Here is a 24,412-nt window from a genome sequence, read left to right on the forward strand (position 1 = left end):
TAGTCGGCTCGTTGTGAAGAGTAAGACCGGTGAAACGGCCAACAGGTTTAACACCACAGGCGATGAACGGCATAAAAAATTCTTAAAATCCTGACCGACCCGACAGCTACCTGTTACCGACCCCGCACTTTTGCGAGGCACCGCTGGGTACAAAATACCCACCACAGTGCAAAACCGCACCGCTGAAAGGCCCGTTCTAGAGCCTCCCCACAGAACAATCAATTCCGTTGATTATTACCATTGCGCTTATGAACTTTTATATCGATTTATCGAGAGTAGCATTGCCCTCGTACCCACTTTATCGCCCCCCCAAGGAGCAATGATCATGAAAAACCAATTACTGTTGAGCCTGAGCCTTTCACTGCTGGCCTCCACTGCCTTCGCACTGCCAGCCGCCGAACAAGCCACGCCACAAGTCAGGGACAGCCATTCGGTCTACAGCCAGACCGTTGCTGAAGACGGTTTCGAGCACACCCATCAAGGCCAAGTTGCCGAAGGTGGTTATGATCGTACCCTTCAAGGCCGGGAAGTTGCCGAAGACGGCTACAAACGCACTCTTCAAGGCCAGGAAGTTGCCGAAGGTGGTCGTGATCGTCTGGAGCAAAAAGGCCTGGTTGAAGACGGCTACGAGCGCACCCATCAAGGCCAGGTTGTTGCCGAAGGCGGTGGTGATCGTGTGATCGAACGCAACGGCACAGTGAGCTGAGCCCATGGTGGCCCAGAAAAAAGCCCGATTCCCCCAATCGGGCTTTTGACTTTCAAGAGCTTCGTTTTCCCCGCTTGATCCTTCTCTACCGTTCGACGTCGGCAAAGCCGATTTGCTAGAGTGCGTCGATCCCGTGAATCAGAAGTCAGCCTTGCGATGCTGCCCCGCGCCGAACAGAAACAACAGACCCGAAATGCCCTGATGGATGCAGCCCGCCATTTGATGGAGTGCGGTCGAGGGTTCGGCAGCCTGAGCCTGCGAGAAGTCGCCCGGACCGCCGGCATCGTGCCCACCGGGTTCTACCGGCACTTCGACGACATGGACCAACTGGGCCTGGCGCTCGTCTGCGAAGTCGGCCAGACCTTCCGCGAAACCATCCGACTGGTGCGCCACAACGAATTCGTCATGGGCGGCATTATCGATGCGTCGGTGCGGATTTTTCTCGATGTGGTGCAAGCCAACCGCTCGCAGTTCCTGTTCCTGGCCCGTGAGCAATACGGTGGCTCCCTGCCGGTGCGCCAGGCTATCGGACGGCTGCGCGAAGACATCAGCTCTGACTTGGCCGCCGACTTGGCATTGATGCCTAAATTGCAGCACTTGGACCTTGCCGGGTTGAGCGTGATGGCCGACCTCATCGTCAAAAGCGTGTTCGCCACCCTGCCCGACATCATCGATCCACCCGCCGAAGCCCTGCCCGAACACCTCACCCCCCAGGTGAAGATCACCCAGCAGCTGCGGTTTATCTTTATTGGCCTCAAGCATTGGCAAGGTTTGGGTAGCACCGAGTAATCCCTGTCCCACAAGTTCTCGACAAGCCACAAAATAGTGCACGCCCATTAGTATAAGCACCAAAAAGGCGCACCATGAAACACCTTCCCCAGCATTCCTACCACTATTTCCTACACCCCCTTCGATTGGCAAGCCCCTTGCTCTAAACACAGCACCGTTCATTGCTGGAAGCACTCCGATGCTGGTGATTCATCGCAGAATCGACACTCAACCCCGCTGGGATGCCGAGCTGCACCTGACCTTCGACGCCCGCAGCAAGAGCCGTCTGCGCTGTTTCAGTGCCGAGGGTGAAGACGTGGGGTTGTTTCTGGAGCGAGGCCAACCGCCGCTGTACGACGGCGAATGCCTGCAGGCCGAAGACGGACGCATCGTGCGTGTCTGCGCCCGCCCCGAACAACTGTTGCATGTCACTTGCGCCAACGCGTTCGAACTGACCCGCGCGGCCTACCACCTGGGCAATCGCCATGTCGCCCTGCAAGTGGGCGATGGCTGGTTGCGCCTGCTGGACGATTACGTGCTCAAGGCGATGCTCGAACAACTGGGTGCCAGCACTGAGCACCTCGAAGCTGCGTTCCAGCCGGAACACGGCGCCTATGGCGGCGGCCATCATCATTCGCGGCACGGCGACGACGATTTCAACTACGCGCCGCGCCTGCATCAGTTCGGCGTGCGCACATGAACCCGGCCTGGGCGCTGCTGCGTCTGGCCAGCCCGCAATTGCCGATTGGCGGCTACAGCTATTCCCAAGGGCTGGAAATGGCGGTGGATAACGGCCAGGTCAAAACCTGCGACGACGCACGTCGCTGGATCAGCGACCAATTGCTGCTGAACCTGGCGCGGTTCGAGGCGCCCATGCTGCTGGCTCACTGCACCGCAGCTGCCGCCGACGACTGGGATGCCCTGCTGCAACACTGTGAAGAACACCGCGCCAGCCGGGAAACCCGCGAGCTGTATCAGGAGAGCCGGCAGATGGGCTACTCGTTGCAGCAATTGCTCAACGGCCTGCCAGAACTCGACGCCGCCGCACGAGGTTTTCTCGAACAACGCGCCGAGCCGCACCTGGCCCTGGGCTGGGCCCTGGCTGCTCGCGCCTGGCATATCAGCCCCCAGGACGCCCTCGCCGCCTGGCTGTGGAGCTGGCTGGAAAACCAACTCGCGGTGCTGATGAAAACCCTGCCCCTGGGTCAGCAAGCCGCCCAGCGCCTGACCAGCGAACTGCTGCCGTTGCTGCAACAGGCCCAGCACAACGCCTCGACCATCGACCCCGATCATTACGGCAGCGCCGCGTTTGGCCTGTCCCTGGCGTGCATGGCCCATGAGCGCCAATACAGCCGCCTGTTCCGTTCCTAGGAGACACACATGAACACACAACCTCTGCGCGTCGGTATCGGCGGCCCGGTGGGTTCCGGCAAAACCGCCCTGACGCTGGCCCTGTGCCTGGCCCTGCGTGAACGCTACAACCTGGCGGTGGTCACCAACGATATCTACACCCGCGAAGACGCCGATTTCCTGGTGCGCAACGAAGCCCTCGCGCCGGAGCGGATCATCGGCGTGGAAACCGGCGGCTGCCCGCACACGGCAATTCGCGAAGACGCCTCGATCAACCTCGAAGCAGTGGACCAGTTGAACCGGCGCTTCCCGGGCCTGGATCTGATCCTGGTGGAATCCGGCGGCGACAACCTTTCGGCGACCTTCAGCCCGGAGCTGTCGGACCTGACCATCTACGTGATCGACGTATCGGCCGGTGACAAGCTGCCACGCAAGGGCGGGCCGGGCATCTGCAAATCCGACCTGCTGGTGATCAACAAGATCGACCTGGCGCCACTGGTGGGCGCGTCCCTGGAAATGATGGACAGCGACACCAAACGGATGCGCAACGGAAAGCCGTTCGTGTTCAGCAACCAGAAAACCGGTCAGGGCCTGGACGACATCATTGCTTTCATCGAGCGCCAGGGCCTGCTGACTGCCGCCTGACTTTTCAACGTCAACTTTTACACTTTCAACAAGGAAGCTTATCCATGACATTCAAACGCATCCTCGGCGCCCTCGCCCTGCTGCTGACCCCGGCCCTGGCCTTCGCCCACCCCGGCCACGGCGACAATGGCCTGATCGCCGGCCTCGGCCACCCCTTCGGCGGGCTCGATCATTTGCTGGCGATGCTGGCGGTCGGCTTGTGGGCCGCGCAACAACAAGGCGCGGCGCGCTGGGCCCTACCGTGCACCTTCGTCGGCACCCTGCTGATCGGCGGTTTGCTGGGCTTTGAAGGCCTGAACCTGCCGGCGCTGGAAAGCGGGATTGCCGCCTCGGTGCTGGCCCTGGGCCTGGCAGTGGCGCTGGCGGTGCGTCCGCCGCTGAGCCTGGCGGTCGGCGCGACGGCACTGTTTGCACTGTTCCACGGCGTGGCCCACGGCCTGGAGTTGCCAGACATGTCGAGCCCATGGGCCTACGCGGTTGGCTTCGTCGCTGCCACGGCGGCGCTGCATGGCGCAGGCTTTGCCCTGGTTCGCGTCCTGCCGCGAGCAGCCGCGCCATTGGTGCGCGTGGCCGGTGCGGCTTCGGCGGCGGCTGGGGTTTGGTTGCTGGCGGGCTGATTTTTCCAGCACCTTCAAAGCAAGCCTGCTCCCACAGTTTGATCGGTGTACACCGTACCTAATGTGGGAGCGAGCCTGCTCGCGATGACGGACTTACAGGCGCCATCTCTCTGAAGCCAGTCACTCTGCTACCATGTCGCGCAATCGCCCCTGCCGTGACGACGTCCGCCAATGCCTGATGCTTCCCGCTCTGCTCCTCTGCCTGAATTGACCGCCCTGTTTGCAACGGTGCGTCAGCATTTTCACGACGTGATCGTGCCAATGTGGCAAGGCCCGGGTTGGAATGCCGAGCTGGCATTGCCCCATGAATCCCTGGACGCCGGACATGCGCCGCTGCCACCCCAGCGCTATCGCGCCATGGCCTGTGCACGGCAGCTGTATGTGTTCGCCAGCCTGATCGGTGAAGTGCCGGCAGCCGAAGAACGGGCCGCCGCACTCTTTCGCTCGCTGCAACGGCATTTTCACGATGCCGAACACGGCGGCTGGTTCTACAGTATCGACCCGCAAGGCGCGCCGCTGGACACCGGCAAAGACCTCTATACCCACGCCTTCATCCTGTTCGCCTGCGCCCATTACTGGGGCAAGGTCCGCGAACCGCTGGTGGAATCGGTGCTCAACGCCACCCTGGAAGTCATCGCCCGGCGCTTTGCCACCGCAGACGGTCTCTACGAAGCCAGCCTCAAGCGCGATTGGTCAACTGTCGAATCCGGGCCGTTGCAAAACCCGCTGATGCACCTGGCCGAAGCCTTCCTCGCCACCCTCTCGGTTCGCGAAGACGCCTACGTTCGTCAAGCGTTGCTGAGTCTGTGCGACGGGATGTTCAAGCGCTTCATCGACCCGCAGCAGCGCGTCATGATGGAAAAGCCGCTCAAGGCTGTGGATAACTGGTTCGAGCCGGGACACCAGTTCGAGTGGTATTTCCTGCTGGCCTCCTCGTCCCTGCTGCGAGATAGCAAGTTGCACACAGCCCTGGAACACAGCTTCAGCCATACCGAGCAACAAGGTGTGAACCCGCAGTCCGGCGCGGTGTGCGCCATGCTGAGCCTGGAATCCCAAGGCACGCCGCGCGACGCCACCCAGCGCATCTGGGCCCAGGCCGAGTACCTGCGGGCGCTGACCCTGCGCCCCGAAAACCAGGCGTTGCTGCTGAGTCAGTTGCAGGCGCTGCAGCAACATTTCCTGCATGCCCAAGGCTGGAATGAATGCCTGGACGCCGATGGCACCGTCAGCCGCCTGGACATGCCGTCCACCACGCCGTATCACCTGCTGACCTGCTATCGCGGGTTGGCCGACTATCTAGGCTGACCGGTAAATCGCTATCGCGGGCAAGCCTTGCTTCCACAGGTTTGATTCATCTCTAGGGAGCAAGACTGCTCAAATCCCCGTGGGAGCAAGGCTTGCCCGCGATGAACGATAACGCGGTCTTATGCCTTGTTGCGCTCGATGGCAAACCCGGCCCAGGTCTGGCTCACCGGCATCAGTTCCAGGCTGTTGATATTGATATGCGCCGGTGTGTTGAGCACCCAGAAAATGGTATCGGCAATGTCCTGCGGCTGGATCGCCTCGGCCCCGGCGTAGGTCGCATTGTAGCGCTCCTGATCGCCACCAAAGCGCACCAGGGAGAATTCGCTCTCGCACAGGCCCGGCTCGATGTTGCTCACCCGCACGCCGGTACCTTGCAAGTCGCAGCGCAGGTTCAGCGAGAACTGTTTGACGAACGCCTTGCTCGCGCCATACACGTGGCTACCCGGGTACGGATAGTTACCGGCGATGGAACCCAGGTTGATAATCCCGGCACCACGGCCATGGGCGATCAGACGCGGCAGCAGCAGGCGAGTGCTGTAGATCAGCCCTTTCACGTTGGTGTCGACCATCGTGTCCCAGTCATCGAGATCGCACTTGGGCGCTGGGTCAACGCCCAGGGCCAACCCGGCGTTGTTGATCAGCCCACGCAGTTTGGCGAAGGACGGTGGCAGGTTGGCTATGGCCTCTTCCATGGCCTTGCGGTCACGCACGTCCAAGACCAGGCCATGGACTTCGGTCTGCTTCGACAACTCGGCACACAGGGCATTGAGGCGTTCCTCACGACGACCGGTCAGTACCAGTTTCCAGCCGGCCTCGGCAAAACGACGGGCACAGGCTTCACCAAAACCGGACGTCGCACCGGTAATAAATAGGGTGTTGGACATCGTGTTCTCCTTGCTGGGGCTTAAGGCAGCCATTGAATGGAAATCGGCCAACAGAATGCCCGGCCTGGCACGGTAGGGGCAAGGCTTGTGAAGGCAAGCGTTGCCCAATGACTGCTCATAAAACAACCAATCGCCGCCAGGCCTTATTAAACGGGGCCCGCAGCCGACTGCCCGCACCTTATCCACAGGCGGGTCCACAGTAATCGGGGGCAAGTGCAAATGCCACAAGCCGCTGTGCATAAGGCTTTGCGGGGTGTTTGGAAAATTTTTTCCCTTGACCCTGCAAGTGCGGTTGTGCAGCTCGAGTTATCTGCTATAAGCCGATGCTCGACAGGGCGATGGCTCCAAGCCAGTAACCACGGCCCTCAGCGCGGTCTTTCCAGAGTTTAGTCACAGACTTATCCACAGGCCCGCACACCGTTTTTCGAGCCTGTTCCAGTGCTCATAAAAGGGTTGACAACCGCTACTCACGCTTGACCAAAAACGCCTGATCAAAAAACGATCACAAGCCTGTAAGCCACGTATTCAAAGGCTTTCAGCCAGCTACTCCCACGTTACCCACAGCCGGTTCCACAGCAAACGGGGACAAGTCAAAACCGTGACAAAACAACTATTTGCGGCGACTTTATGTCGCGGTTTCGCAGGGGCTCGAGATTGTTGTCCACAATTGCTACAAAGCAACAAATCCCTTGATTTCAAGACATAAAAAACCGGCGATCACTCGCCGGTTTTTTTCATTGCAGCACCAGGCTTAATGTCCGCCCAGATACGCGTTACGCACCTCCTCGTTGGCCAGCAGTTCCTGGCCGGTCCCAGTCAGGCGGATTTCGCCGTTAACCATGACATAGGCCCGGTCCGACAGCCTGAGGGCGTGGTTGGCGTTCTGTTCCACCAGGAAGATGGTCATGCCGGTGGACGCCAGTTCACGCAGGGTGGCAAAGATCTGTTTCACCACAATCGGCGCCAACCCCAGGCTCGGCTCATCGAGCAGCAACAACTTCGGCCGGCTCATCAACGCCCGAGCGATGGCAAGCATTTGCTGCTCGCCCCCGGACATGGTCATGGCCCGCTGGTTGCGCCGCTCCTTGAGCCGCGGGAACAGCTCGAACATGCGCTGCATGTCTTCGCTGGCGTACTTGTCACCGATGGGGATGGTGCCCATCAGCAGGTTTTCCTCGACGGTCATGTCGGGGAACACCCGTCGCCCTTCCGGCGATTGCGCGATGCCATTGGACGCAATGTAGTGGGACGACTTATGGGTGATGTCCACCCCCCGGTAAAGGATCTGCCCGCCCGACGCGCGCGGCTGGCCAAAAATCGACATCAGCAGCGTGGACTTGCCGGCGCCGTTGGAGCCGATCAGGCTCACGGTTTCACCTTCCCCAATGTGCATCGATACTTTTTTCAGGGCCTGGATCGGCCCGTAAAACACGTCCAGCTCCTTGAGTTCGAGGATAGGTCCACTCATACCAGCTCCTCTTCGTCGGCACCCAGGTAGGCCGCGATCACTTTCGGATCGTTGCGAATCGCCTCGGGACCGCCCTCGGCAATAACGGTGCCGTGGTCCAGCACCACGATGTGGTCGGAAATGCTCATTACCATGCCCATGTCGTGTTCGATCAGCACCACGGTCAGATCGTGCTCGTCGCGCAGCAGCCGGATCATCGCGCTCAGCGCTTCGGTTTCCTGAGGATTGAGGCCGGCGGCCGGCTCGTCGAGGCAGATGATCTGCGGGCGGGTGCACATGGCCCGGGCAATCTCCAGGCGCCGTTGCTGGCCGTAGGAAAGCTCCCCGGCGAGGCGGTTGGCACAATCCACCAGGTCCACCACTTCCAACCAGTAGAAGGCATGGTCCAGGGCATCGCTTTCGGCCTTGCGGTAGCCCTTGGTGTTGAGGATGCCCGCCAACAAGCTGCGGTTGACCCACATGTGCTGGGCCACCAGCAGGTTTTCCAACACCGACATTTCCTTGAACAGGCGAATGTTCTGGAAAGTGCGCGCCAGGCCGGCGCGGTTCACCAGATGGGTGCCGCCGAACATCTTGTAGTACATCCGGCTGGCGAAGGATTTCGGCGACACGAAGTCCGTCGGGCGAAACGCTTCGCCCAACAACTGGATGACATTGGTCTGCTCGCCACGCACGTTGAGTTCGATCTTGCCCCCCGTGGCCTTGTAAAACCCGGTCAGGCAGTTGAACACCGTGGTCTTGCCCGCACCGTTGGGGCCGATCAGAGCGAAGATCGAGTTGCGTTTAACTTGCAGGCTGACGTCGTTGAGGGCCTTGATCCCACCGAATTGCATCATCAGGTTTTCAACGCTGAGTACGACTTCGCTCATGGCGCTACCCCCTTGCGCGGCGTCACGCCGGTACGGCTGATGCGAATCAGGCCGCGAGGCCGCCAGATCATCATCAACACCATCAGTATGCCGAACAGCAGCACCCGGTATTCGGCAAATCCGCGCAGCAGTTCCGGGGCCACAGTCAGCACGAAGGCCGCAATCACCACGCCGATAGTCGAGCCCATGCCGCCCAGCACCACAATGGCGAGGATCAACGCCGATTCAAAGAAGGTAAACGACGTCGGATTGACGAAGCCTTGGTAAGTGGCGAAGAACACCCCGGCCAGACCGGCCGTCGAGGCCCCGATAGTGAACGCCGAGAGCTTGACCAGCACGTGGTTCAGGCCCATCGAGCGGCAGGCGATTTCATCCTCACGCAAGGCTTCCCAGGCGCGACCGACCGGCATGCGGGTCAGGCGATGCTTGATGTACAGCACGGCCAGCACGACAAGGAACAACACCGCATAGATGAAGTAGTACTTCACGTCCGGGTTGTAGGCGATGCCGAAAAACTCATGGAACGGTATACCGCCGTCCTTCGCTCTTTTGCCGAACTCGAGGCCGAAGAAGGTTGGCAACGGTGCCGGCATGCCGTTCGGACCACCGGTCAAGCTCAGCCAGTTATTGAGGATCAACCGGATGATTTCACCGAAGCCCAGGGTCACGATCGCCAGGTAGTCTCCGTGCAGGCGCAACACTGGGAAACCAAGGATGCAACCGGCCAGCCCCGCCGTGATCGCCGCCAGTGGCAGCACCGTCCAGAAACCCAGCCCCAGGTATTGATAACCGAGCGCCAGCCCATAGGCACCAATGGCGTAGAACGCCACGTAACCCAGGTCGAGCAGGCCGGCCAGACCGACCACGATATTCAGGCCCAGGCCCAGCAGCACGTAGATCAGCCCGAGGATGACCACGCCCAGCAGGTACGAGTTGGAGAAAAACGGGAACACCACGGCGATGACGATCACCAGCGGGATGATCCAGCGCAAGCGGGTTTTGTAATCGGGCGGCAGTACATGAACCCCGGAGCCGGTGCTTTCAAAGCCTTCAAGAATTTTCAAACCCTTGGGCGTTTGCAGGAACAGGCTCAGGGCAAAGCGGCCAGCCATGACGATGGCGACAATCCAAGCCACACGGGTCGGCTGCAGGTTGAAGCCGTAGCCGTCGAGGACGACGCCAACAATCGGGCCGAACACAATGAGGGCGACCAGACCGGCAAGAATCGCGTCAACCAGACTTCTTTTGATATCAATGGTTTTTTTAGTGGTTGAAGACATCGCTTACACCTTCGACACAAGAGGACGGCCGAGCAGGCCTTGGGGCCGAAAGACCAGAACGAGAACGAGCAGCGAGAAGCTGAAAACGTCTTTGTAGTCCGAGTTGACCAGACCCGAGAACAGCGACTCGGAGATCCCGAGAATGATCCCGCCGAGCATCGCGCCGGGTAGCGAGCCGATGCCGCCGAGTACCGCGGCGGTGAATGCCTTGATCCCGATGATGAAACCGGCATAGAAGTCGAACGTCCCGTAGTTCATGGTGATGAGCACGCCGGCCAGTGCGGCCATTGCTGCACCGATGATGAACACATAGGAGATCACGCGGTCGGTGTTGATCCCCAGGATCGAGGCCATCTTGCGGTCTTGCTGGGTCGCGCGGCACATACGGCCGAGTTTGGTGTATTTGATGACGTAGGTCAGCAGGGCCATCCCGGCAAACGCTGCGACCAGAATGAAAACCTTGGTGTAAGTCAGTTGCACGAAACCTGTACCGACTTCGACGCGCCAGGCACCCGTCAGCAAGGTTGGAACGCCTTGTTGCTTCGCGCCTTGGGCGATCTGCGCATAGTTTTGCAGGATCAGCGAAATACCGATGGCGCTGATCAGCGGTGCCAGTCGGGTGGAGTTACGCAGGGGTTTGTAGGCGACACGCTCGATGACCCAGCCATATACCGCCGTGACGACGATGGTGAAGATCAGTGTGCCAAGCATCAGCAGAGGGAAGGATTCAATACCGAAGTATGCCAGCAGAGCCAGACTGATCGCCGCGAGGTACGCAGAGATCATGTAAACCTCGCCATGGGCGAAGTTGATCATGCCAATGATGCCATAGACCATTGTGTAGCCGATGGCGATCAGGCCATAGACCGACCCGAGGGTCAGGCCATTGACCAGTTGCTGCAGGAAAATACCATCCATAACGCAATCTCACGCAGTAAGAGACTGCACAACCTCGCAAAGCGCGGCAACGGGCCCGAGGCCCCGCGCTCCCCGGGGATGTGCGGCTCGTAGAGAAAAAACAGACGGGCCTTCTGGCTAATGCCAATCCGGGAAGGGTGAACACAGTCTCGGTGGCGAGGGAGCAAGTTCCCTCGCCACCGGCCGGTCATCCCTTCAAATTACTTCTGTTTTTCCAATTGGTGGTATTTGCCATCCTTGTCCCACTGGTAAACCACGTAGTCGGAGACTTTCAGGTCGCCCTTGGCGTCCCAGCTCTTCTCGCCCATCACGGTTTTAACCGGGTTTTTCTTCAGCCACTCGGCAGCTTTTTCGCCACTGTTGGACTTGGCGCCATTGAAGGCAGCCGCGAGGGTTTGAACCGAAGCGTAGGCATACAGGGTGTAGCCTTCCGGCTCGGTGCCCGAGGCACGGAATGCGTCCACCACAGCCTTGCTCTCTGGCAGCATGCGCGGGTCGGCGCCGAAGGTCATCAGCACGCCATCGACAAATTGCGGGCCGCCAGCGGTGGTGACCAGTTCGTCAGTCACGATGCCATCGTCGGACATGAACTTGACGTCTTTGAGGCCTTGCTCACGCAGTTGACGAACCAGAGGACCCGCTTCCGGGTGCAGACCGCCGAAGTACACGACATCGGCGCCAGCACCGCGGATTTTGGTGACAATGGTGCTGAAGTCTTTTTCACCACGGGTCAGGCCTTCGTACAGCACTGGCGTAACGCCGCGCTTTACCAGTTGAGCCTTGGTGGCATCCGCCAGGCCTTGGCCGTAGGTATCCTTGTCGTGCAGCACTACGACTTTTTTGCCCTTGAGCACGTCGACGATGTAGTCACCGGCGACAATGCCTTGCTGATCGTCACGACCGCACATACGGAACATGGCGCTCAGGCCGCGCTCGGTCACCTGTGGGTTGGTAGAACCCGGAGTGATGGCGATGATGCCCGCTTCGTCGTAGATCTCGGAGGCCGGGATGGTCGACGAGGAGCAGAAGTGACCGACAACACCTGCCACTTTCTGGTTGGTCAGGTCCTTGGCAACCGTCACAGCCTGTTTCGGTTCGCAGGCGTCATCGCCCTTGACCAGCACGATTTTTTCCCCGTTCACGCCGCCCTTGGCATTGATCTCCTCTGCCGCGGCCTGTGCACCCTTCATGTACTGCTCGCCAAATGCCGCGTTGGCACCGGTCATGGGACCCGCTACGCCGATCTTGATGTCGGCCTGGGCAAACGCAGAAACACCCAGCGCAGTTGCCACTGCGAGGGCCAGAAAGCCTTTCTTGTAAAACGTCTGGGACATGAGGTGGTGCTCCTAGGTTTTTTTAGTTGGCACTGCGACTTCACTGAAAAGCGCTTCACGGAGAAGCTCAGAGCAAGGGCCGTGCCATCGGTTTTTTATTCTGAAAAAAGTCGCTGCCTTATTGTTATTTCGACTGTTTCGAGCCCTTTTTCATAGGGCGTGCAACCGTCTAAACCGCACGAGGTACAACCTACTATTTAAATAGGAGCAACCCTTCACGAGCCATCATTGCAACCTTCCCGCGAAACGACGTGCAACCCGCGTGTAACAACCCACGTCACCGAACTGCACACTGGCGGTGCGCAACTGCTACAACCCGCACCATAACAGGCTAGACGCTGCGGAAAAAAAAGCCGGTTCCAGCAACACTTTTCAACACTCAAATGACAATCCGCAGGCACTGGCCCGCGTGATACAGCGAAAAACCCGTCTCATACAAACAACTGCGCAGACCAACACCGGCCAACGGCTGCATGGGAGCGAAGGGGATCGGTAGCGCCTTGGTGTCGCCATGGCACAAGTAATCGGCAAACGCTTTACCCACCACCGTACCGGTGGTCACGCCCCGGCCGTTATAACCGGTTACCGCCACCAGGCCGGGCGCCGGCTCGAACAGGCGCATCAGGTGATCGGGCGTGAAAGCGATGCAACCGGTCCAGGTGCACGCCCACTCCACCGGCTTGAGGTAGGGAAAATAGTGCTGCTGCACCCGGTCGGCCCAGGCCTTGAGAAACCAGGTCGGCTTGCGGTTGCCATTGCCCAGGCTGCCCAGCAACAGGCGGCCGTCCTTGTCCCGACGGATGCTGCTCAACACTTGGCGAGTGTCCCACGAGCCCTGGCCGCCCGGCAGAATGCGTTGCGCCGCCTCGTCGGTCAGTGGGACGGAGGCGACCTGATAGTAATAACCAGGGAAGAAATTGCGCCGCAGCTCGGTCCAGTCGCCCTCGGTGTAGGCGTTGGAGGCAATGACCACCTGCTCGGCCAGTACCGAACCCTCGGCAGTCTGCACCGACCAGCGTTGGCCCTGGCGCTCCAGGCGTGTCACGGGCGAATGATCAAACAGCTGCCCGCCAAGGTCCGTGGCGGCCTTGGCCAATCCGCTGGTGTAGGCCATCGGATTGAGCGTGCCGGCGCGCCGGTCCAACAATGCCGCGGCGATTTTCGAAGTGCCGGTGGCATCAAGGCAGGCCTGGCCGGTGAGCAGTTCCACCGGAGCACCGCGGCGCTTCCATTGTTCTTCGCGACTGCGCAGGTCTGCCTCGCCCCGAGCGTTATGGGCCATGTGCAAGGTGCCTTCGCGGCGCAGTTGGCAATCGATGTTGTATTTATCGACGAGGCTGAACACCAGTGCCGGCGCAGCCCCCAGCATGCGGTTGAGCTGACTGCCCACCGCTTCGCCGAACCCGGCCTCTATGTCGTCCGGTGGAATCCACAGGCCGGCGTTCACCAGGCCTACGTTACGTCCCGACCCGCCATGCCCGGCCCGGTGAGCTTCGAGCACTGCGACACGCTTGCCTTGCTCCAGCAAGTGCACCGCCGCCGACAACCCGGTAAAGCCGGCACCGATCACGCAGACATCGACCGTGACTTCACCATTGAGCGCAGTATTTTCAGGCCTTTGCGGCGTCAGTTTTTCCCACAGACATTCTTCGCGTAACGGCATTGCCAGACTCCGGAAATGAAACCCAACCACTACACAATTCAATGTGCTCCCTCAGTCGAAGGTAATCCCCTGGGCCAACGGCAATTGCAGCGAGTAGTTCACGGTGTTGGTCTGGCGGCGCATGTATCCGCGCCAGGCGTCGGAGCCGGATTCGCGACCGCCGCCGGTTTCTTTCTCGCCGCCGAACGCGCCGCCGATTTCCGCGCCGCTCGGGCCGATGTTGACGTTGGCTATGCCGCAGTCGCTGCCCACTGCCGACATGAACTGCTCGGCTTCACGCACGTCGGTGGTGAAGATGCAGGACGACAGGCCCTGAGGCACTGAGTTGTTCAGGTCCAGCGCTTGGGCGAAGTCCTTGTAGCCGACCACATACAGAATCGGCGCGAAGGTTTCGCTGCGCACCACGTCGCTCTGCTCCGGCATTTCGACGATGGCCGGGGACACGTAGTAGGCATTCGGGAACTGATCTTCAAGCTGGCGCTTGCCACCAAACACCCGCCCGCCTTCGCTCAGCGCTTGCTCCAATGCATCCTGCATGTTGTCGAAGCTGTGTTTGTCGATCAGCGGCCCGACCAGGTTGCCTTCCAGCGGATGGCCGATGCGCACTTTCGAATAGGCGGCCTTGAGGCGGGTGACAATTTCTTCCTTCACCGATTCATGGGCAATCAGCCGGCGCAGGGTGGTGCAACGTTGGCCGGCGGTGCCGACGGCGCTGAACAGGATGGCGCGCACGGCCATGTCCAGATCGGCGCTCGGGGCCAGGATCATGGCGTTGTTGCCACCCAGTTCCAGAATGCTGCGGGCGAAACGCGCGGCGACTTTCGGCGCCACTTCGCGACCCATGCGAGTGCTGCCGGTAGCACTGATCAGCGCCACACGCGGGTCATCCACCAGCGCTTCGCCGGCATCGCGACCGCCGATGATCACCTGGCTCAGGTACGGCGGCGCATCGCTGAAGTTCTTCAGCACACGCTCGAACAGCGCCTGGCAAGCCAGGGCGGTCAGTGGGGTTTTCTCCGACGGCTTCCAGATCACCGCGTTGCCGCACACCAGGGCCAGCGTGGTGTTCCAGGCCCAGACCGCCACGGGGAAGTTGAAGGCGCTGATCACCCCGACCACGCCCAGCGGATGCCAGGATTCACGCATGTGGTGGCCCGGACGCTCGGAGGCGATGGTCAGGCCGTACAACTGACGGGACAGACCGACGGCGAAGTCGCAGATGTCGATCATCTCCTGCACTTCCCCCAGGCCTTCCTGGGTGATCTTGCCGGCTTCCCACGACACCAGCTCGCCGAGATCGGTTTTGTATTCGCGCAGCAGGTCGCCGAACTGGCGCACCAGCTCGCCGCGACGTGGGGCCGGCACCTGGCGCCACAGGTCGAAGGCGTGCTCGGCCCGGCTGACTTGCTGCTCGACTTCAGCGGCACCTTCCCAGTTCACGGCGCCGATGCGGCTGCCATCAATGGGCGAATGCACCGGTTGTGCGCCGTTCTGGTACAGGGCCGGATTGACGCCCAGACGATCAAGCAATGCAGCAACCATGGGGAATTTCCTCAAACGAAAAACAAAGGATTGGCAGCCGGACGATCACGGCTGATCAGACCTGTAGTTGTAGCTGGCCCGAGACTTGCCAACAAACGACCTTTAAGCGAGATATCATTCCGTTTATTCATGCTGGCCATGACCGGATAAGCAGAGCGACAAGAAATAAGGCCTCATCATGCTCAATAAACGCTATTTGCCGTCGATCACGGCGCTGCAGTGCTTTGAAGCGGTGACCCGTCACCTGAGCTTCACCCGCGCCGCCGAAGAGCTGAACCTGACCCAGAGCGCCGTCAGCAAACAGGTCGCCCAACTGGAGGAATTGCTGCAGCACCTGCTGTTCCGGCGCGTACGCCGACGCTTGCAGCTGACACCAGCCGGGAATTTGTACCTGGGGGAAGTGCGAAAAATCCTTACACAGGTGGAAATGTCCACCCACTATCTGCGCTCCTACGGCGGCGATACCGAAGTCCTGCGGGTTTCCACACCACCGACCTTCGGTGCCCGATGGCTGGTCCCACGCCTGAAGGGCTGGCGCCTGCGGCATCCGACAATTCATCTGGATTTGTGCAGTGAGCAGGAGGCTGACGACTTGGTGCAAGGACGCAGCGACCTGGCGTTCTACTTCGGCCAGGGCTCACGACCGGGCACCGAATCGCTGAAACTGTTCGGCGAAGAACTGGTGCCAGTCTGCGCGCCGGGCACTCTGCCGGATCAGCCCTTCACCGACCCGACCCAATTGGCCGACCTGGTGTTGCTGCAAAACGCGTCGCGCCCCCAGGCTTGGCACGACTGGTTCGACAGCCAGGGCTACCACACTGAACACAGCTACCACGGGCCGCGCTTCGAAACCTTCTACATGTGCATCCGTGCCGCCCAGGTCGGTTGCGGCGTAGCCCTGCTGCCACGGTTTCTGGTGGAAGAGGAACTGACCGACGGCAAACTGGTAATCGCGTGGCAGCATGCGATGCCCAGTACCAACGCCTATTATTTGGCCTATCCCGAGCATTCGGCAGAAGTGCCCAAGGTGCGCGATTTTGTGAAGTGGATGTTGGAACAGATCGAAGCTCCAATGGCACCTTGAGAATGCTATCGCGGACAAGCCTTGCTCCCACAGGGTTGTGGTGGGTGCAAGGCTTGCCCGCGATGAGACCAGTTGTCGTATCCAGACACTCCAGCGTGGTACCCGTTGCTGCTAAAAAATCGCTGGCAATACCCACCAAGGTTATGCGCCACTAGCCCCTTCACTACAAACCGCTGCATCCCACTGCCCAGCGCAGTGGCCTGTCTGGAGACCCCGCTATGAGCGAGAGTGTGTTTGCCGATCGTATCGTGCAGAACCTGCTCGACACCGACTTCTACAAACTGACGATGATGCAGGCGGTGCTGCACAACTACCCCAACGTCGAAGTCGAATGGGAGTTTCGCTGCCGCAACAGCGAGGACCTGCGCCCGTATCTGGCGGAAATCCGCTTCCAGATCGAACGCCTGGCCGAGTTGAGCCTGAGCGCCGACCAGTTGGGTTTCCTGGAGCGCATCAGTTTTCTCAAGCCGGATTTCCTTCGCTTTCTGGGGCTGTTTCGCTTCAACCTGCGGTACGTACACACCGGCATCGAGAACGGCGAGCTGTTTATCCGCCTGCGTGGGCCGTGGTTACATGTCATTCTGTTCGAAGTACCGCTGCTGGCCATTGTCAGCGAAGTGCGCAATCGCTATCGCTACCGTGAAATCGTCCTGGAGCAGGCGCGGGAGCAGTTGTACCGCAAGTTCGACTGGCTGACCGCCAACGCCAGCAGCGACGAATTGTCCGAATTGCAAGTAGCGGACTTCGGCACCCGTCGTCGGTTTTCTTACCGCACCCAAGAAGAAGTGGTGAACGTGCTCAAACACGACTTCCCCGGGCGTTTCGTCGGTACCAGCAATGTGCACCTGTCCCGCGAGCTGGACATGAAACCCCTGGGCACCATGGCCCATGAGTGGATCATGGCCCACCAGCAACTGGGCCCTCGGCTGATCGACAGCCAGATCGCCGCCCTCGATTGCTGGGTGCGCGAGTACCGGGGCCTGCTGGGGATCGCACTGACCGATTGCATCACCATGGACGCCTTCCTGACGGACTTCGATCTGTTCTTCGCCAAGCTGTTCGACGGTTTGCGCCATGACTCGGGTGACCCGATCATCTGGGCTGAAAAAGCCATTGCTCACTATCACAAGCTCGGTATCGACCCGATGAGCAAGACCCTGGTGTTCTCCGATAGTCTGACATTGCCCAGATGCCTGGAGATTTTTCGGGCATTGCATGGTCGCATTAATGTCAGCTTCGGCATTGGCACCAACCTGACCTGTGACATTCCAGGTGTGGAGCCCATGAGCATCGTGCTTAAAATGATCAGCTGTGACGGGCAGCCCGTGGCCAAGATTTCAGACGAGCCCGGCAAGACCCATTGCAAAGACCCGAATTTTGTCGCCTACATGCGACACGTTTTCCAAGTACCTGCCGCCCTTTCTGACACATCAAGCAAGGAGTGAATTCATGCAAGCCGTACAGCGTGAGATTGCTGAACAGCTCAAGGTCCAGCCACCGTTCGCCGATGACGCCGCCCTCAAGGCCGAAATCGCTCGCCGGGTGAGCTTTATTCAGGATTGCCTGGTCAACTCCGGGCTCAAGTCCCTCGTGCTAGGCATCAGCGGTGGGGTCGACTCGTTGACCGCCGGCCTGCTGGCCCAGCGTGCCATGCGCGAACTACGGGAGAAAACCGGCAACGCGGCCTACAAGTTCATCGCCGTGCGCCTGCCCTACGAAACCCAGTTCGACGAGCATGAAGCACAAGCCTGTGTGGACTTCATCGAACCGGACGAACGCCATACCGTCAACATTGGCCCGGCGGTCAAGGCACTGGCCAACGAAATCCTGGCGTTCGAAGGCAAAGCGCCAGGCATGCGGGATTTCGTGGTGGGCAATACCAAAGCGCGGATGCGCATGGTGGCGCAATACAGCATCGCCGGCGCCGAGCAGGGCCTGGTGATCGGCACCGACCATGCGGCCGAAGCCGTGATGGGTTTCTTCACCAAGTTCGGTGACGGCGCTTGTGACCTGACTCCGCTGAGCGGCTTGGTGAAACACCAGGTCCGGTCCATCGCTCGTGACTTCGGCGCGCCGGAATCGCTGGTGGAAAAAGTCCCCACCGCCGACCTCGAAGACCTGTCCCCCGGCAAGCCCGACGAAGCAGCCCACGGCGTGACCTATGGCGAGATCGATGCCTTTTTGCATGGCCAAACGATACGGGAAGAAGCGGCCAAAATTATTTGCGAGACCTATCGCAAGACTGAGCACAAGCGGGTGATGCCGTACGCGCCTTGATTGGTAATTCCTGTGGGAGCGAGCGCCCACAGGAGGTGCGGTTATTTGCCAGACACAAAAAAGCGCCCTGCATGGGGCGCTTTTTTGTGCCTGGGGTCATCACTTCAGGGTAACAGTGCCTTTCATCATCGAGATGTGGCCCGGGAACGAGCAGAAGAAGCCGTATTTTTCGGCGGCATCAAGTTTCGAGACGTCAAAGGTCACCGAGTCTTTCTCGCCGGAACCGATGACTTTGGTATGGGCAATGATGCGAGCATCACCTTCCTTGAGGTAGTTCTTGTCGATGCCAGCGCCCAGGCCATCGGTAGCGATCGGCTGCATGTCAGCCTCTTTGCTCAGCACCCAGTTATGGCCCATGACGTTTTTCGGCAAGCTGCCCGAGTGGGTCAACTCAACGGTGAATGTCTTGCAGCTCTTGTCGATCTCGATGGCCTTGGTGTTAAAGGACATCTGGTCGGTCGAATCGATGGTGGTCTTGCACTCCGCTGCCATCAGTTGGCTGCTGGCCAGCGTCAACAGGGATACTGCAACAAGTTTGGCAAACATCGCTAATCTCCAAGGCATGGTTAACAAAATTCCTTCAAGGGCAAAGACTGCCTGAATTTGAGACAAGTTCCTATGACCTGAATCAAAGATTGTATACAACTTAAGGCTATCAGCCTGATGGATACAATCAACCAGCCAGACGGATGACACCCTTCTATGATCGGCCACATCACCCCTCTGGAGCGCCCGTCATGAACTTCAACAGCCTGTTATGCAGCCTGCTCGCCGCCTACGCCTGCGGCGCCAGTGGCACCTACGAAAAAACCTTGTACGAGGTTTAGTCCTTTGCGCAAGAAAGGCCAGGCTTTACTCTGGAGCGGTTACTGACCACGGAGTGAAGCATGACCATAGCGTCTGTTTGTGTATTTTGCGGCGCCAGCACCGGTACGAATCCGGCCTATCGTGAAGCGGCTCAGGCCCTGGGACGAGCGTTGGCGGAACGAAAGCTGACCTTGGTCTACGGCGGTGGTGCGGTGGGCCTGATGGGTATCGTCGCCGATGCGGCGCTGGAGGCTGGCGGCGAAGTCATTGGCATCATCCCGCAAAGCCTGAAAGACAAGGAAATCGGCCACAGCGGCCTGACCCGCCTGGAAGTGGTGGACGGCATGCACGCCCGCAAGGCACGCATGGCCGAACTCAGCGATGCCTTCATCGCCCTGCCCGGCGGCCTCGGCACGCTGGAGGAGCTGTTCGAGGTGTGGACCTGGGGCCAACTCGGCTACCACGGCAAACCGTTGGGCCTGCTGGAAGTGAACGGGTTCTACAGCAAACTCACCGGCTTTCTCGATCATATCGTCGGCGAAGGCTTCGTCCGCGCGCCGCATCGTGACATGCTGCAAGTGAGCGAATCACCGCAGAACCTGCTCAACGCGCTGGACGAATGGCAACCGTCGGTGCAACCAAAGTGGGCCGAACAAAAACCCAGCTAACGGCTCGGCCCCGATACAGGGCAGAATACGCGCCGCTCAACCTCACCTTCGACCCCAGAGGATCGCCCATGGCTAAACCTAATTATTCCTTCGCCAAACGTCAGAGAGACCTGGCCAAGGAGCAGAAGAAAGAGGAAAAACTTCAGCGCAAGAAAGCTACAGCTGAAGAAGAAGCAGCACTGACCCCGGATACCGAAGGTGAAGTGGCGGCAGAAGATGATGTTGATGCACCGAAAGACCAGGCGCCCGACGCCTGAACCCCTCCGGGCCCGATGATCCGATCCGGCCCCTCGGTTATGTGTCCAGGGCTGGCAGCCCCGCTGCCGGCCCTCACAGGCCCAACGCTTTGATAATCGACTCGCGATAACCCCGTGGCAGATTAACCGGCAACTGGCTCGGTTCGAACAACCCGATTTCCTTGTGCTCATGGCTGATCGTCGGCACGAAACCGCCCAGTAACTGACAGCGGTAAGTGGAAATGAAGACGTGCTTGCCGGGAATGACTTCGAACAGATACGAATCCAGCGGCTCCCCCACGCTCACTTCAACAGCCAGTTCCTCGTCGATTTCGCGCGCCAGGCATTGCGGCGCCGTTTCGCCCAACTCGATCCGCCCGCCGGGCAACTCCCATTCATCCCTTTCGTTGAGCATCAGCACGACCAGGCCTTCAGGGGATTGCAGCACGCCTTTGATGGATACCGGGAACATCTCACCCTCCAATAAACCAAAGATCCTGTGGGAGCATACTTTGCTTCCCACTGCTATTTTTGCTTCCACAGGGCTCACTCAAACACAAAAAATCAGCGGGCCTTTACTCCAGCGGCATCACCGTCACGCGCACCTCGGGATCATGGCTCCCGCCTCCCAGGATCACCCCCCGCAACGGCGACACATCGGAAAAATCCCGACCCCAGGCCAGGGTGATGTGCTCCAGGGCCGGCTGCACGTTGTTGGTCGGGTCGAAGTCCACCCAACCCAGCACCGGACAAAACACCGAGATCCAGGCGTGGGACGCATCGGCACCGATCAGCCGTGGCTGGCCGGGCGGTGGCTGGGTCAGCAGGTAGCCGCTGACGTAACGCGCCGCCAGTCCGCGGGAGCGCACACAAGCCAGCATCAGGTGGGCAAAGTCCTGGCATACGCCCCGTCGCCGTTCCAGCACCTCCATCAGCGGCGTCGCCACTTGGGTCGCCTCGGCATCGAAGGTGAACTCCTCGAAGATCTTTTCCATCAGCGCCCGAACGCAGACCATCAATGGGCGTCCCTGAGGGAAGCAGCTTTCGGAAAACTCGACGAAGCTACGCTTGAGGTGCACGTAGGGCGATTCGAAACGGTAACGGCACGCTTCCAGCAGCGGCGCAGCGAGCGGCCGGCCGCTGTAAGTCAGCGCGTTAGAAGTCGACTCCCAGGCTGGGGACAGGTTGAAATCCAGCACGGGGCGAGCCAGCACTTCGACGCTCAGTCGCGCGTTGACCAACAACTCGTCATGGGGCCGCTCGAACGCCAGGCGGGTCAGCGGATTGCCGAACACATCCAGCTCATCGCGACGGGTCGTCGGCTCCGGGCTGATCAACAACTGCTGCTCGGTGCAACGCTGCCAGTCACAGGGCCGCGGCCACAGGTGTGCAAGCTGCTGGGCCAGGGACACCGGGCTGTCGTAGTGGTAATGAGTGTCGTGGAGGATCTGGTAACGAGCGTTCATCAGACGGACACCGTGCGCTGGCTGACGTCATCGACGTGGGCGAAATGGCGCAAGGCCAGGCGATCGGAAACCTGGCCGCTGACGTCAGCCACTTCCTGTAACAGATCGGCCAGCCCATCGAGCGCTGCGCGCAGGCTGGCTTCGCCGAATAATGGATTTTCAAGGCAGCGCAGGTCGAAGCGTGACAGGCGCGTCACCAGTTCTGGCAGTGCGGTTTCCCTGGGCACACCAAAATCATCGTTTAGGCGCTTGAGGGTGCGGGTCACCAGTTTCAACTGGAAGAGCACCGCATGGGGGTTCTGTTCGTCCAGCAGCAATAGGTCGAGCACCGGGATCAACTGGGCCACCGCCAGATAACGCGAGCGGTAGGTGATGCTACTGTTGCCCAGCTCCAGCAACCACTCCAGCCCGGCCTGATCGAACACCGCCTCGCCCCGCAGGAAGGCTGCCAGGCTACTGCTGAGAAACTGCAGGCGCTCCAGGCGCCGACCCATCATCAAAAAGCGCCAGCCCTCGTCGCGGGTCATGTCATCCAGGGCGAAACCAGACAACGCCGCCAGGGACATCACCAGTCGGTTGAGGAAATCCAGCAGCTCGCCGAAGTCCGGTTCGTCGGTATCCAGTTCCATGGCTTCACGCTGCAACTCCACCAGCGCCTGCCAGTTCTCCCGGGACAGCTTGCCGCGAACCTGCGAGGCCGCCCACTGCAAACGCTGCAAGTTGGAGCGCAGGCTGAATGACCAGTCGTCCCCCAACAGCGCCGCCAGCAGACGCTCGGGCAGGTCGCCCTCTTCGGGCAGCAGCATCAGGCTTTCGCCCAGGGAGACGGCCGATTGCAAGGCCTGCGGGTCGTCGCCATCGACATATCGCGCCAGCATGATCCTCAGCAGCCGCGCGCTGTCATCACAGCGTTCGCAGTAGCGGCCGAACCAGAACAGGTTTTCCACCACGCGGGACGGCAGGTACGGATCGCGCCGAACCAGATCATGGACGCCCACGGTTCGCTGGGCCTTCCATTGCTCACTGCCAGGTGCCTGTTCCCCCAGCACCCAGGTGTCCTTGCTGGCGCCGCCGCGCTGCATCGATACCACTTCGGCGTCGGCGTCGGCTGCCACGCGGGTCAAGCCACCGGGAAGCACCCGATAATCGTCCTTCCCGGACACGGCATACACGCGCATGCCAATGGCCCGAGGCTGGATCTGACCGTCTTCGGCCTGCCAGACCGGTGCCTGGGACAGTTGCGCCAGTTCCTGGGCGACATAGGCGTAGGGCCGCGCCTGCATTCGCGCCGCCAACTGGCCGCGCTGCTCCTCATTCAAGTCACGCCCGAACACCGGGCTGAAACTCTGGGAAGGAAACGCCGGCTTGATCAACAACTGAGGCAATTTTTCCAGGGCCTGGGCCAGCACCGGCGGCTCGCCGCACCACCAGGTGGCGATGGACGGCAGCATCAGCTCCTCGCCGAACAGAAACTGGTTGATCTTTGGCAGGAACCCCAAGAGGCCCGGTGACTCCAGCACGCCGCTGCCCAGGGCGTTGGCCACCAGCACCCGGCCCTGGCGTACCGCTTCCAGCAAGCCCGGCACACCCAGGGCCGAATCGGTACGCAGCTCCAAGGGGTCACAGAAATCATCGTCGAGCCGGCGCATGATGGCGTTGACCCGGCGCAGCCCGCTGAGGGTTTTCAGGTAAACCGTGGCATCCCGAACGGTCAGGTCGCCCCCCTCCACCAGCGGATAGCCCAGTTGGCGCGCCAGATAAAGATGTTCGAAATAGCTTTCGTTGAAGCGCCCCGGCGTCAACAGCACCACCAGCGGCGCCTCGCCATCACTGGGGGCCTGTCGTGCAAGGGTTTCCTGCAAGGTGCGAAAGAAACCGGACAGGTGCCGCACCTTCAGGTCGCGATACAAGTCAGGGAAGGCGCGGGAGACGATCATGCGGTTTTCCAACGCATAACCGGCCCCAGAAGGCGCCTGGGTCCGATCCGCCGTGACCCACCAGCGACCATCGGGCGTACGTGCCAGATCCACGGCATACAGGTGCAGGAAGATGCCGTCCGGCGGCGTGATGCCCTGGCAAGGCCAAAGGAAATTGTTGTGCCCGAACACCAGCTCAGCGGGCAACAGCCCTTCGCTGATCAGGCGCTGCGGCCCGTACAGGTCGGCCAGCACCGCGTTGAGCAACCGGGCGCGCTGAGCGATGCCGGCCGACAGCTGCTTCCACTCCTGCGCGTCGATCACGTGGGGCAGCAGGTCCAACTCCCACGGCCGGTCGGCCCCCTTCGGGTCCGCGTAGACGTTATAGGTGACACCGTTTTCCTGGATCTGCCGGGCCAGCAACGCCTGACGCTGGACCAGTTGGGCCGGGGTGCTGCGCTGTAATTGGTCGAACAGGCGCCGCCAGTGCGGACGCACAGCGCCGCTGTCGTCCAGCAGTTCGTGATAGGTGCCCGTCGTCAGCGGGTAACGGTCAAGCAGGTCAGGCATGGAAAGCTCGGCAGACGGCAATGATAGGTGAGACTAGCG

At 60.4% G+C, this 24,412-nt stretch carries 24 protein-coding genes; 12 read left to right on the forward strand and 12 right to left on the reverse strand.

Annotation, left to right across the window (positions count from 1 at the left end):
• Positions 1 to 325: 325 nt before the first annotated feature.
• The 7 genes from ACA047_RS26495 to ACA047_RS26525 all read left to right on the forward strand — a co-directional run bounded on the left by ACA047_RS26495 (position 326) and on the right by ACA047_RS26525 (position 5,391).
• Entirely contained in the window at positions 326 to 706 is a 381-nt protein-coding gene (locus tag ACA047_RS26495; protein WP_497354477.1) for a hypothetical protein, read from the forward strand.
• Between the two features lie 156 nt (positions 707 to 862).
• The gene (locus ACA047_RS26500) at positions 863 to 1,495 is read left to right on the forward strand and encodes a TetR family transcriptional regulator (protein WP_497354479.1); all 633 of its coding nucleotides are present in this window, start codon (positions 863 to 865) and stop codon (positions 1,493 to 1,495) included.
• A 178-nt stretch (positions 1,496 to 1,673) separates the two neighbouring features.
• Positions 1,674 to 2,174: an urease accessory protein UreE gene (gene ureE, locus ACA047_RS26505; RefSeq protein ID WP_497354481.1), complete on the forward strand. Its 501-nt coding sequence runs from the start codon at positions 1,674 to 1,676 to the stop codon at positions 2,172 to 2,174.
• On the forward strand, positions 2,171 to 2,845 hold the full coding sequence (locus ACA047_RS26510) for an urease accessory protein UreF (protein ID WP_497354483.1): 675 nt from the start codon (positions 2,171 to 2,173) through the stop codon (positions 2,843 to 2,845). The genes ureE and ACA047_RS26510 overlap by 4 nt, the downstream gene beginning before the upstream one ends.
• Before the next feature lie 9 nt (positions 2,846 to 2,854).
• The gene (ureG, locus tag ACA047_RS26515) at positions 2,855 to 3,469 is read left to right on the forward strand and encodes an urease accessory protein UreG (RefSeq protein WP_497354485.1); all 615 of its coding nucleotides are present in this window, start codon (positions 2,855 to 2,857) and stop codon (positions 3,467 to 3,469) included.
• Between the two features lie 44 nt (positions 3,470 to 3,513).
• Positions 3,514 to 4,086 (forward strand): HupE/UreJ family protein, encoded by a 573-nt coding sequence (locus tag ACA047_RS26520; protein WP_497354487.1) that lies wholly within the window; start codon positions 3,514 to 3,516, stop codon positions 4,084 to 4,086.
• A 171-nt stretch (positions 4,087 to 4,257) separates the two neighbouring features.
• Complete coding sequence (locus ACA047_RS26525; RefSeq protein ID WP_497354489.1) at positions 4,258 to 5,391, forward strand: AGE family epimerase/isomerase; 1,134 nt, start codon at positions 4,258 to 4,260, stop codon at positions 5,389 to 5,391.
• A gap of 119 nt (positions 5,392 to 5,510) precedes the next feature.
• On the opposite strand, the gene ACA047_RS26530 is transcribed toward ACA047_RS26525, so the two are convergent.
• The 8 genes from ACA047_RS26530 to amaB all read right to left on the reverse strand — a co-directional run bounded on the left by ACA047_RS26530 (position 5,511) and on the right by amaB (position 15,349).
• Positions 5,511 to 6,275, reverse strand: coding sequence for an SDR family oxidoreductase (locus ACA047_RS26530; protein WP_497354491.1), 765 nt, complete (start codon positions 6,273 to 6,275; stop codon positions 5,511 to 5,513).
• Between the two features lie 751 nt (positions 6,276 to 7,026).
• Positions 7,027 to 7,743, reverse strand: coding sequence for an ABC transporter ATP-binding protein (locus ACA047_RS26535; protein ID WP_497354493.1), 717 nt, complete (start codon positions 7,741 to 7,743; stop codon positions 7,027 to 7,029).
• The gene (locus tag ACA047_RS26540; RefSeq protein WP_497354495.1) at positions 7,740 to 8,612 is read right to left on the reverse strand and encodes an ATP-binding cassette domain-containing protein; all 873 of its coding nucleotides are present in this window, start codon (positions 8,610 to 8,612) and stop codon (positions 7,740 to 7,742) included. The genes ACA047_RS26535 and ACA047_RS26540 overlap by 4 nt, the downstream gene beginning before the upstream one ends.
• Positions 8,609 to 9,892: a high-affinity branched-chain amino acid ABC transporter permease LivM gene (livM, locus tag ACA047_RS26545; RefSeq protein ID WP_497354497.1), complete on the reverse strand. Its 1,284-nt coding sequence runs from the start codon at positions 9,890 to 9,892 to the stop codon at positions 8,609 to 8,611. Before livM ends, ACA047_RS26540 begins: the two co-directional genes overlap by 4 nt.
• Before the next feature lie 3 nt (positions 9,893 to 9,895).
• On the reverse strand, positions 9,896 to 10,810 hold the full coding sequence (locus ACA047_RS26550; RefSeq protein ID WP_135843448.1) for an ABC transporter permease subunit: 915 nt from the start codon (positions 10,808 to 10,810) through the stop codon (positions 9,896 to 9,898).
• Between the two features lie 200 nt (positions 10,811 to 11,010).
• Positions 11,011 to 12,144 carry an ABC transporter substrate-binding protein gene (locus tag ACA047_RS26555; RefSeq protein ID WP_497354499.1) on the reverse strand — a complete coding sequence of 378 codons (1,134 nt, stop codon included), beginning with the start codon at positions 12,142 to 12,144 and terminating at the stop codon, positions 11,011 to 11,013.
• A 379-nt stretch (positions 12,145 to 12,523) separates the two neighbouring features.
• On the reverse strand, positions 12,524 to 13,807 hold the full coding sequence (gene amaA / locus ACA047_RS26560) for an L-pipecolate oxidase (RefSeq protein ID WP_497354501.1): 1,284 nt from the start codon (positions 13,805 to 13,807) through the stop codon (positions 12,524 to 12,526).
• A 51-nt stretch (positions 13,808 to 13,858) separates the two neighbouring features.
• Positions 13,859 to 15,349, reverse strand: a complete 1,491-nt coding sequence (gene amaB, locus ACA047_RS26565; RefSeq protein WP_497354503.1) for an L-piperidine-6-carboxylate dehydrogenase — start codon at positions 15,347 to 15,349, stop codon at positions 13,859 to 13,861.
• Between the two features lie 178 nt (positions 15,350 to 15,527).
• On the opposite strand from amaB, the gene ACA047_RS26570 reads away from it, so the two are divergent.
• From ACA047_RS26570 to nadE, 3 genes are all read left to right on the forward strand, one after another.
• The gene (locus ACA047_RS26570) at positions 15,528 to 16,433 is read left to right on the forward strand and encodes a LysR family transcriptional regulator (RefSeq protein WP_497354505.1); all 906 of its coding nucleotides are present in this window, start codon (positions 15,528 to 15,530) and stop codon (positions 16,431 to 16,433) included.
• Between the two features lie 218 nt (positions 16,434 to 16,651).
• Positions 16,652 to 17,878, forward strand: coding sequence for a nicotinate phosphoribosyltransferase (gene pncB, locus ACA047_RS26575; RefSeq protein WP_497354507.1), 1,227 nt, complete (start codon positions 16,652 to 16,654; stop codon positions 17,876 to 17,878).
• 4 nt (positions 17,879 to 17,882) lie between these two features.
• On the forward strand, positions 17,883 to 18,710 hold the full coding sequence (gene nadE / locus ACA047_RS26580) for an NAD(+) synthase (RefSeq protein WP_497354509.1): 828 nt from the start codon (positions 17,883 to 17,885) through the stop codon (positions 18,708 to 18,710).
• 99 nt (positions 18,711 to 18,809) lie between these two features.
• On the opposite strand, the gene azu is transcribed toward nadE, so the two are convergent.
• Positions 18,810 to 19,256: an azurin gene (gene azu / locus ACA047_RS26585; protein WP_497354511.1), complete on the reverse strand. Its 447-nt coding sequence runs from the start codon at positions 19,254 to 19,256 to the stop codon at positions 18,810 to 18,812.
• A 341-nt stretch (positions 19,257 to 19,597) separates the two neighbouring features.
• Between azu and ACA047_RS26590 the strand changes: the two genes are divergently transcribed.
• Entirely contained in the window at positions 19,598 to 20,185 is a 588-nt protein-coding gene (locus ACA047_RS26590; RefSeq protein WP_497354513.1) for a cytokinin riboside 5'-monophosphate phosphoribohydrolase, read from the forward strand.
• 68 nt (positions 20,186 to 20,253) lie between these two features.
• The gene (locus ACA047_RS26595) at positions 20,254 to 20,442 is read left to right on the forward strand and encodes a hypothetical protein (RefSeq protein WP_057448273.1); all 189 of its coding nucleotides are present in this window, start codon (positions 20,254 to 20,256) and stop codon (positions 20,440 to 20,442) included.
• Positions 20,443 to 20,515: 73 nt separating this feature from the next.
• On the opposite strand, the gene ACA047_RS26600 is transcribed toward ACA047_RS26595, so the two are convergent.
• The 3 genes from ACA047_RS26600 to ACA047_RS26610 form a co-directional block, all read right to left on the reverse strand.
• Positions 20,516 to 20,893 (reverse strand): NUDIX hydrolase, encoded by a 378-nt coding sequence (locus ACA047_RS26600; protein WP_497354515.1) that lies wholly within the window; start codon positions 20,891 to 20,893, stop codon positions 20,516 to 20,518.
• 103 nt (positions 20,894 to 20,996) lie between these two features.
• Positions 20,997 to 21,887 (reverse strand): transglutaminase family protein, encoded by an 891-nt coding sequence (locus ACA047_RS26605; RefSeq protein ID WP_497354517.1) that lies wholly within the window; start codon positions 21,885 to 21,887, stop codon positions 20,997 to 20,999.
• Positions 21,887 to 24,373: a circularly permuted type 2 ATP-grasp protein gene (locus tag ACA047_RS26610; RefSeq protein WP_497354519.1), complete on the reverse strand. Its 2,487-nt coding sequence runs from the start codon at positions 24,371 to 24,373 to the stop codon at positions 21,887 to 21,889. The genes ACA047_RS26605 and ACA047_RS26610 overlap by 1 nt, the downstream gene beginning before the upstream one ends.
• Positions 24,374 to 24,412 lie beyond the last annotated feature (39 nt).

The organism is Pseudomonas sp. LBUM1664, from assembly GCF_059695895.1.

What these genes read in the sequence shown, in the direction of transcription:
- ACA047_RS26495 (WP_497354477.1), top strand. Translation starts at nt 326, where the DNA reads ATGAAAAACCAATTACTGTTGAGCCTGAGCCTTTCACTGCTGGCCTCC.
- ACA047_RS26500 (WP_497354479.1), top strand. Translation starts at nt 863, where the DNA reads ATGCTGCCCCGCGCCGAACAGAAACAACAGACCCGAAATGCCCTGATG.
- ureE (WP_497354481.1), top strand. Translation starts at nt 1,674, where the DNA reads ATGCTGGTGATTCATCGCAGAATCGACACTCAACCCCGCTGGGATGCC.
- ACA047_RS26510 (WP_497354483.1), top strand. Translation starts at nt 2,171, where the DNA reads ATGAACCCGGCCTGGGCGCTGCTGCGTCTGGCCAGCCCGCAATTGCCG.
- ureG (WP_497354485.1), top strand. Translation starts at nt 2,855, where the DNA reads ATGAACACACAACCTCTGCGCGTCGGTATCGGCGGCCCGGTGGGTTCC.
- ACA047_RS26520 (WP_497354487.1), top strand. Translation starts at nt 3,514, where the DNA reads ATGACATTCAAACGCATCCTCGGCGCCCTCGCCCTGCTGCTGACCCCG.
- ACA047_RS26525 (WP_497354489.1), top strand. Translation starts at nt 4,258, where the DNA reads ATGCCTGATGCTTCCCGCTCTGCTCCTCTGCCTGAATTGACCGCCCTG.
- ACA047_RS26530 (WP_497354491.1), bottom strand. Translation starts at nt 6,275, where the DNA reads ATGTCCAACACCCTATTTATTACCGGTGCGACGTCCGGTTTTGGTGAA.
- ACA047_RS26535 (WP_497354493.1), bottom strand. Translation starts at nt 7,743, where the DNA reads ATGAGTGGACCTATCCTCGAACTCAAGGAGCTGGACGTGTTTTACGGG.
- ACA047_RS26540 (WP_497354495.1), bottom strand. Translation starts at nt 8,612, where the DNA reads ATGAGCGAAGTCGTACTCAGCGTTGAAAACCTGATGATGCAATTCGGT.
- livM (WP_497354497.1), bottom strand. Translation starts at nt 9,892, where the DNA reads ATGTCTTCAACCACTAAAAAAACCATTGATATCAAAAGAAGTCTGGTT.
- ACA047_RS26550 (WP_135843448.1), bottom strand. Translation starts at nt 10,810, where the DNA reads ATGGATGGTATTTTCCTGCAGCAACTGGTCAATGGCCTGACCCTCGGG.
- ACA047_RS26555 (WP_497354499.1), bottom strand. Translation starts at nt 12,144, where the DNA reads ATGTCCCAGACGTTTTACAAGAAAGGCTTTCTGGCCCTCGCAGTGGCA.
- amaA (WP_497354501.1), bottom strand. Translation starts at nt 13,807, where the DNA reads ATGCCGTTACGCGAAGAATGTCTGTGGGAAAAACTGACGCCGCAAAGG.
- amaB (WP_497354503.1), bottom strand. Translation starts at nt 15,349, where the DNA reads ATGGTTGCTGCATTGCTTGATCGTCTGGGCGTCAATCCGGCCCTGTAC.
- ACA047_RS26570 (WP_497354505.1), top strand. Translation starts at nt 15,528, where the DNA reads ATGCTCAATAAACGCTATTTGCCGTCGATCACGGCGCTGCAGTGCTTT.
- pncB (WP_497354507.1), top strand. Translation starts at nt 16,652, where the DNA reads ATGAGCGAGAGTGTGTTTGCCGATCGTATCGTGCAGAACCTGCTCGAC.
- nadE (WP_497354509.1), top strand. Translation starts at nt 17,883, where the DNA reads ATGCAAGCCGTACAGCGTGAGATTGCTGAACAGCTCAAGGTCCAGCCA.
- azu (WP_497354511.1), bottom strand. Translation starts at nt 19,256, where the DNA reads ATGTTTGCCAAACTTGTTGCAGTATCCCTGTTGACGCTGGCCAGCAGC.
- ACA047_RS26590 (WP_497354513.1), top strand. Translation starts at nt 19,598, where the DNA reads ATGACCATAGCGTCTGTTTGTGTATTTTGCGGCGCCAGCACCGGTACG.
- ACA047_RS26595 (WP_057448273.1), top strand. Translation starts at nt 20,254, where the DNA reads ATGGCTAAACCTAATTATTCCTTCGCCAAACGTCAGAGAGACCTGGCC.
- ACA047_RS26600 (WP_497354515.1), bottom strand. Translation starts at nt 20,893, where the DNA reads ATGTTCCCGGTATCCATCAAAGGCGTGCTGCAATCCCCTGAAGGCCTG.
- ACA047_RS26605 (WP_497354517.1), bottom strand. Translation starts at nt 21,887, where the DNA reads ATGAACGCTCGTTACCAGATCCTCCACGACACTCATTACCACTACGAC.
- ACA047_RS26610 (WP_497354519.1), bottom strand. Translation starts at nt 24,373, where the DNA reads ATGCCTGACCTGCTTGACCGTTACCCGCTGACGACGGGCACCTATCAC.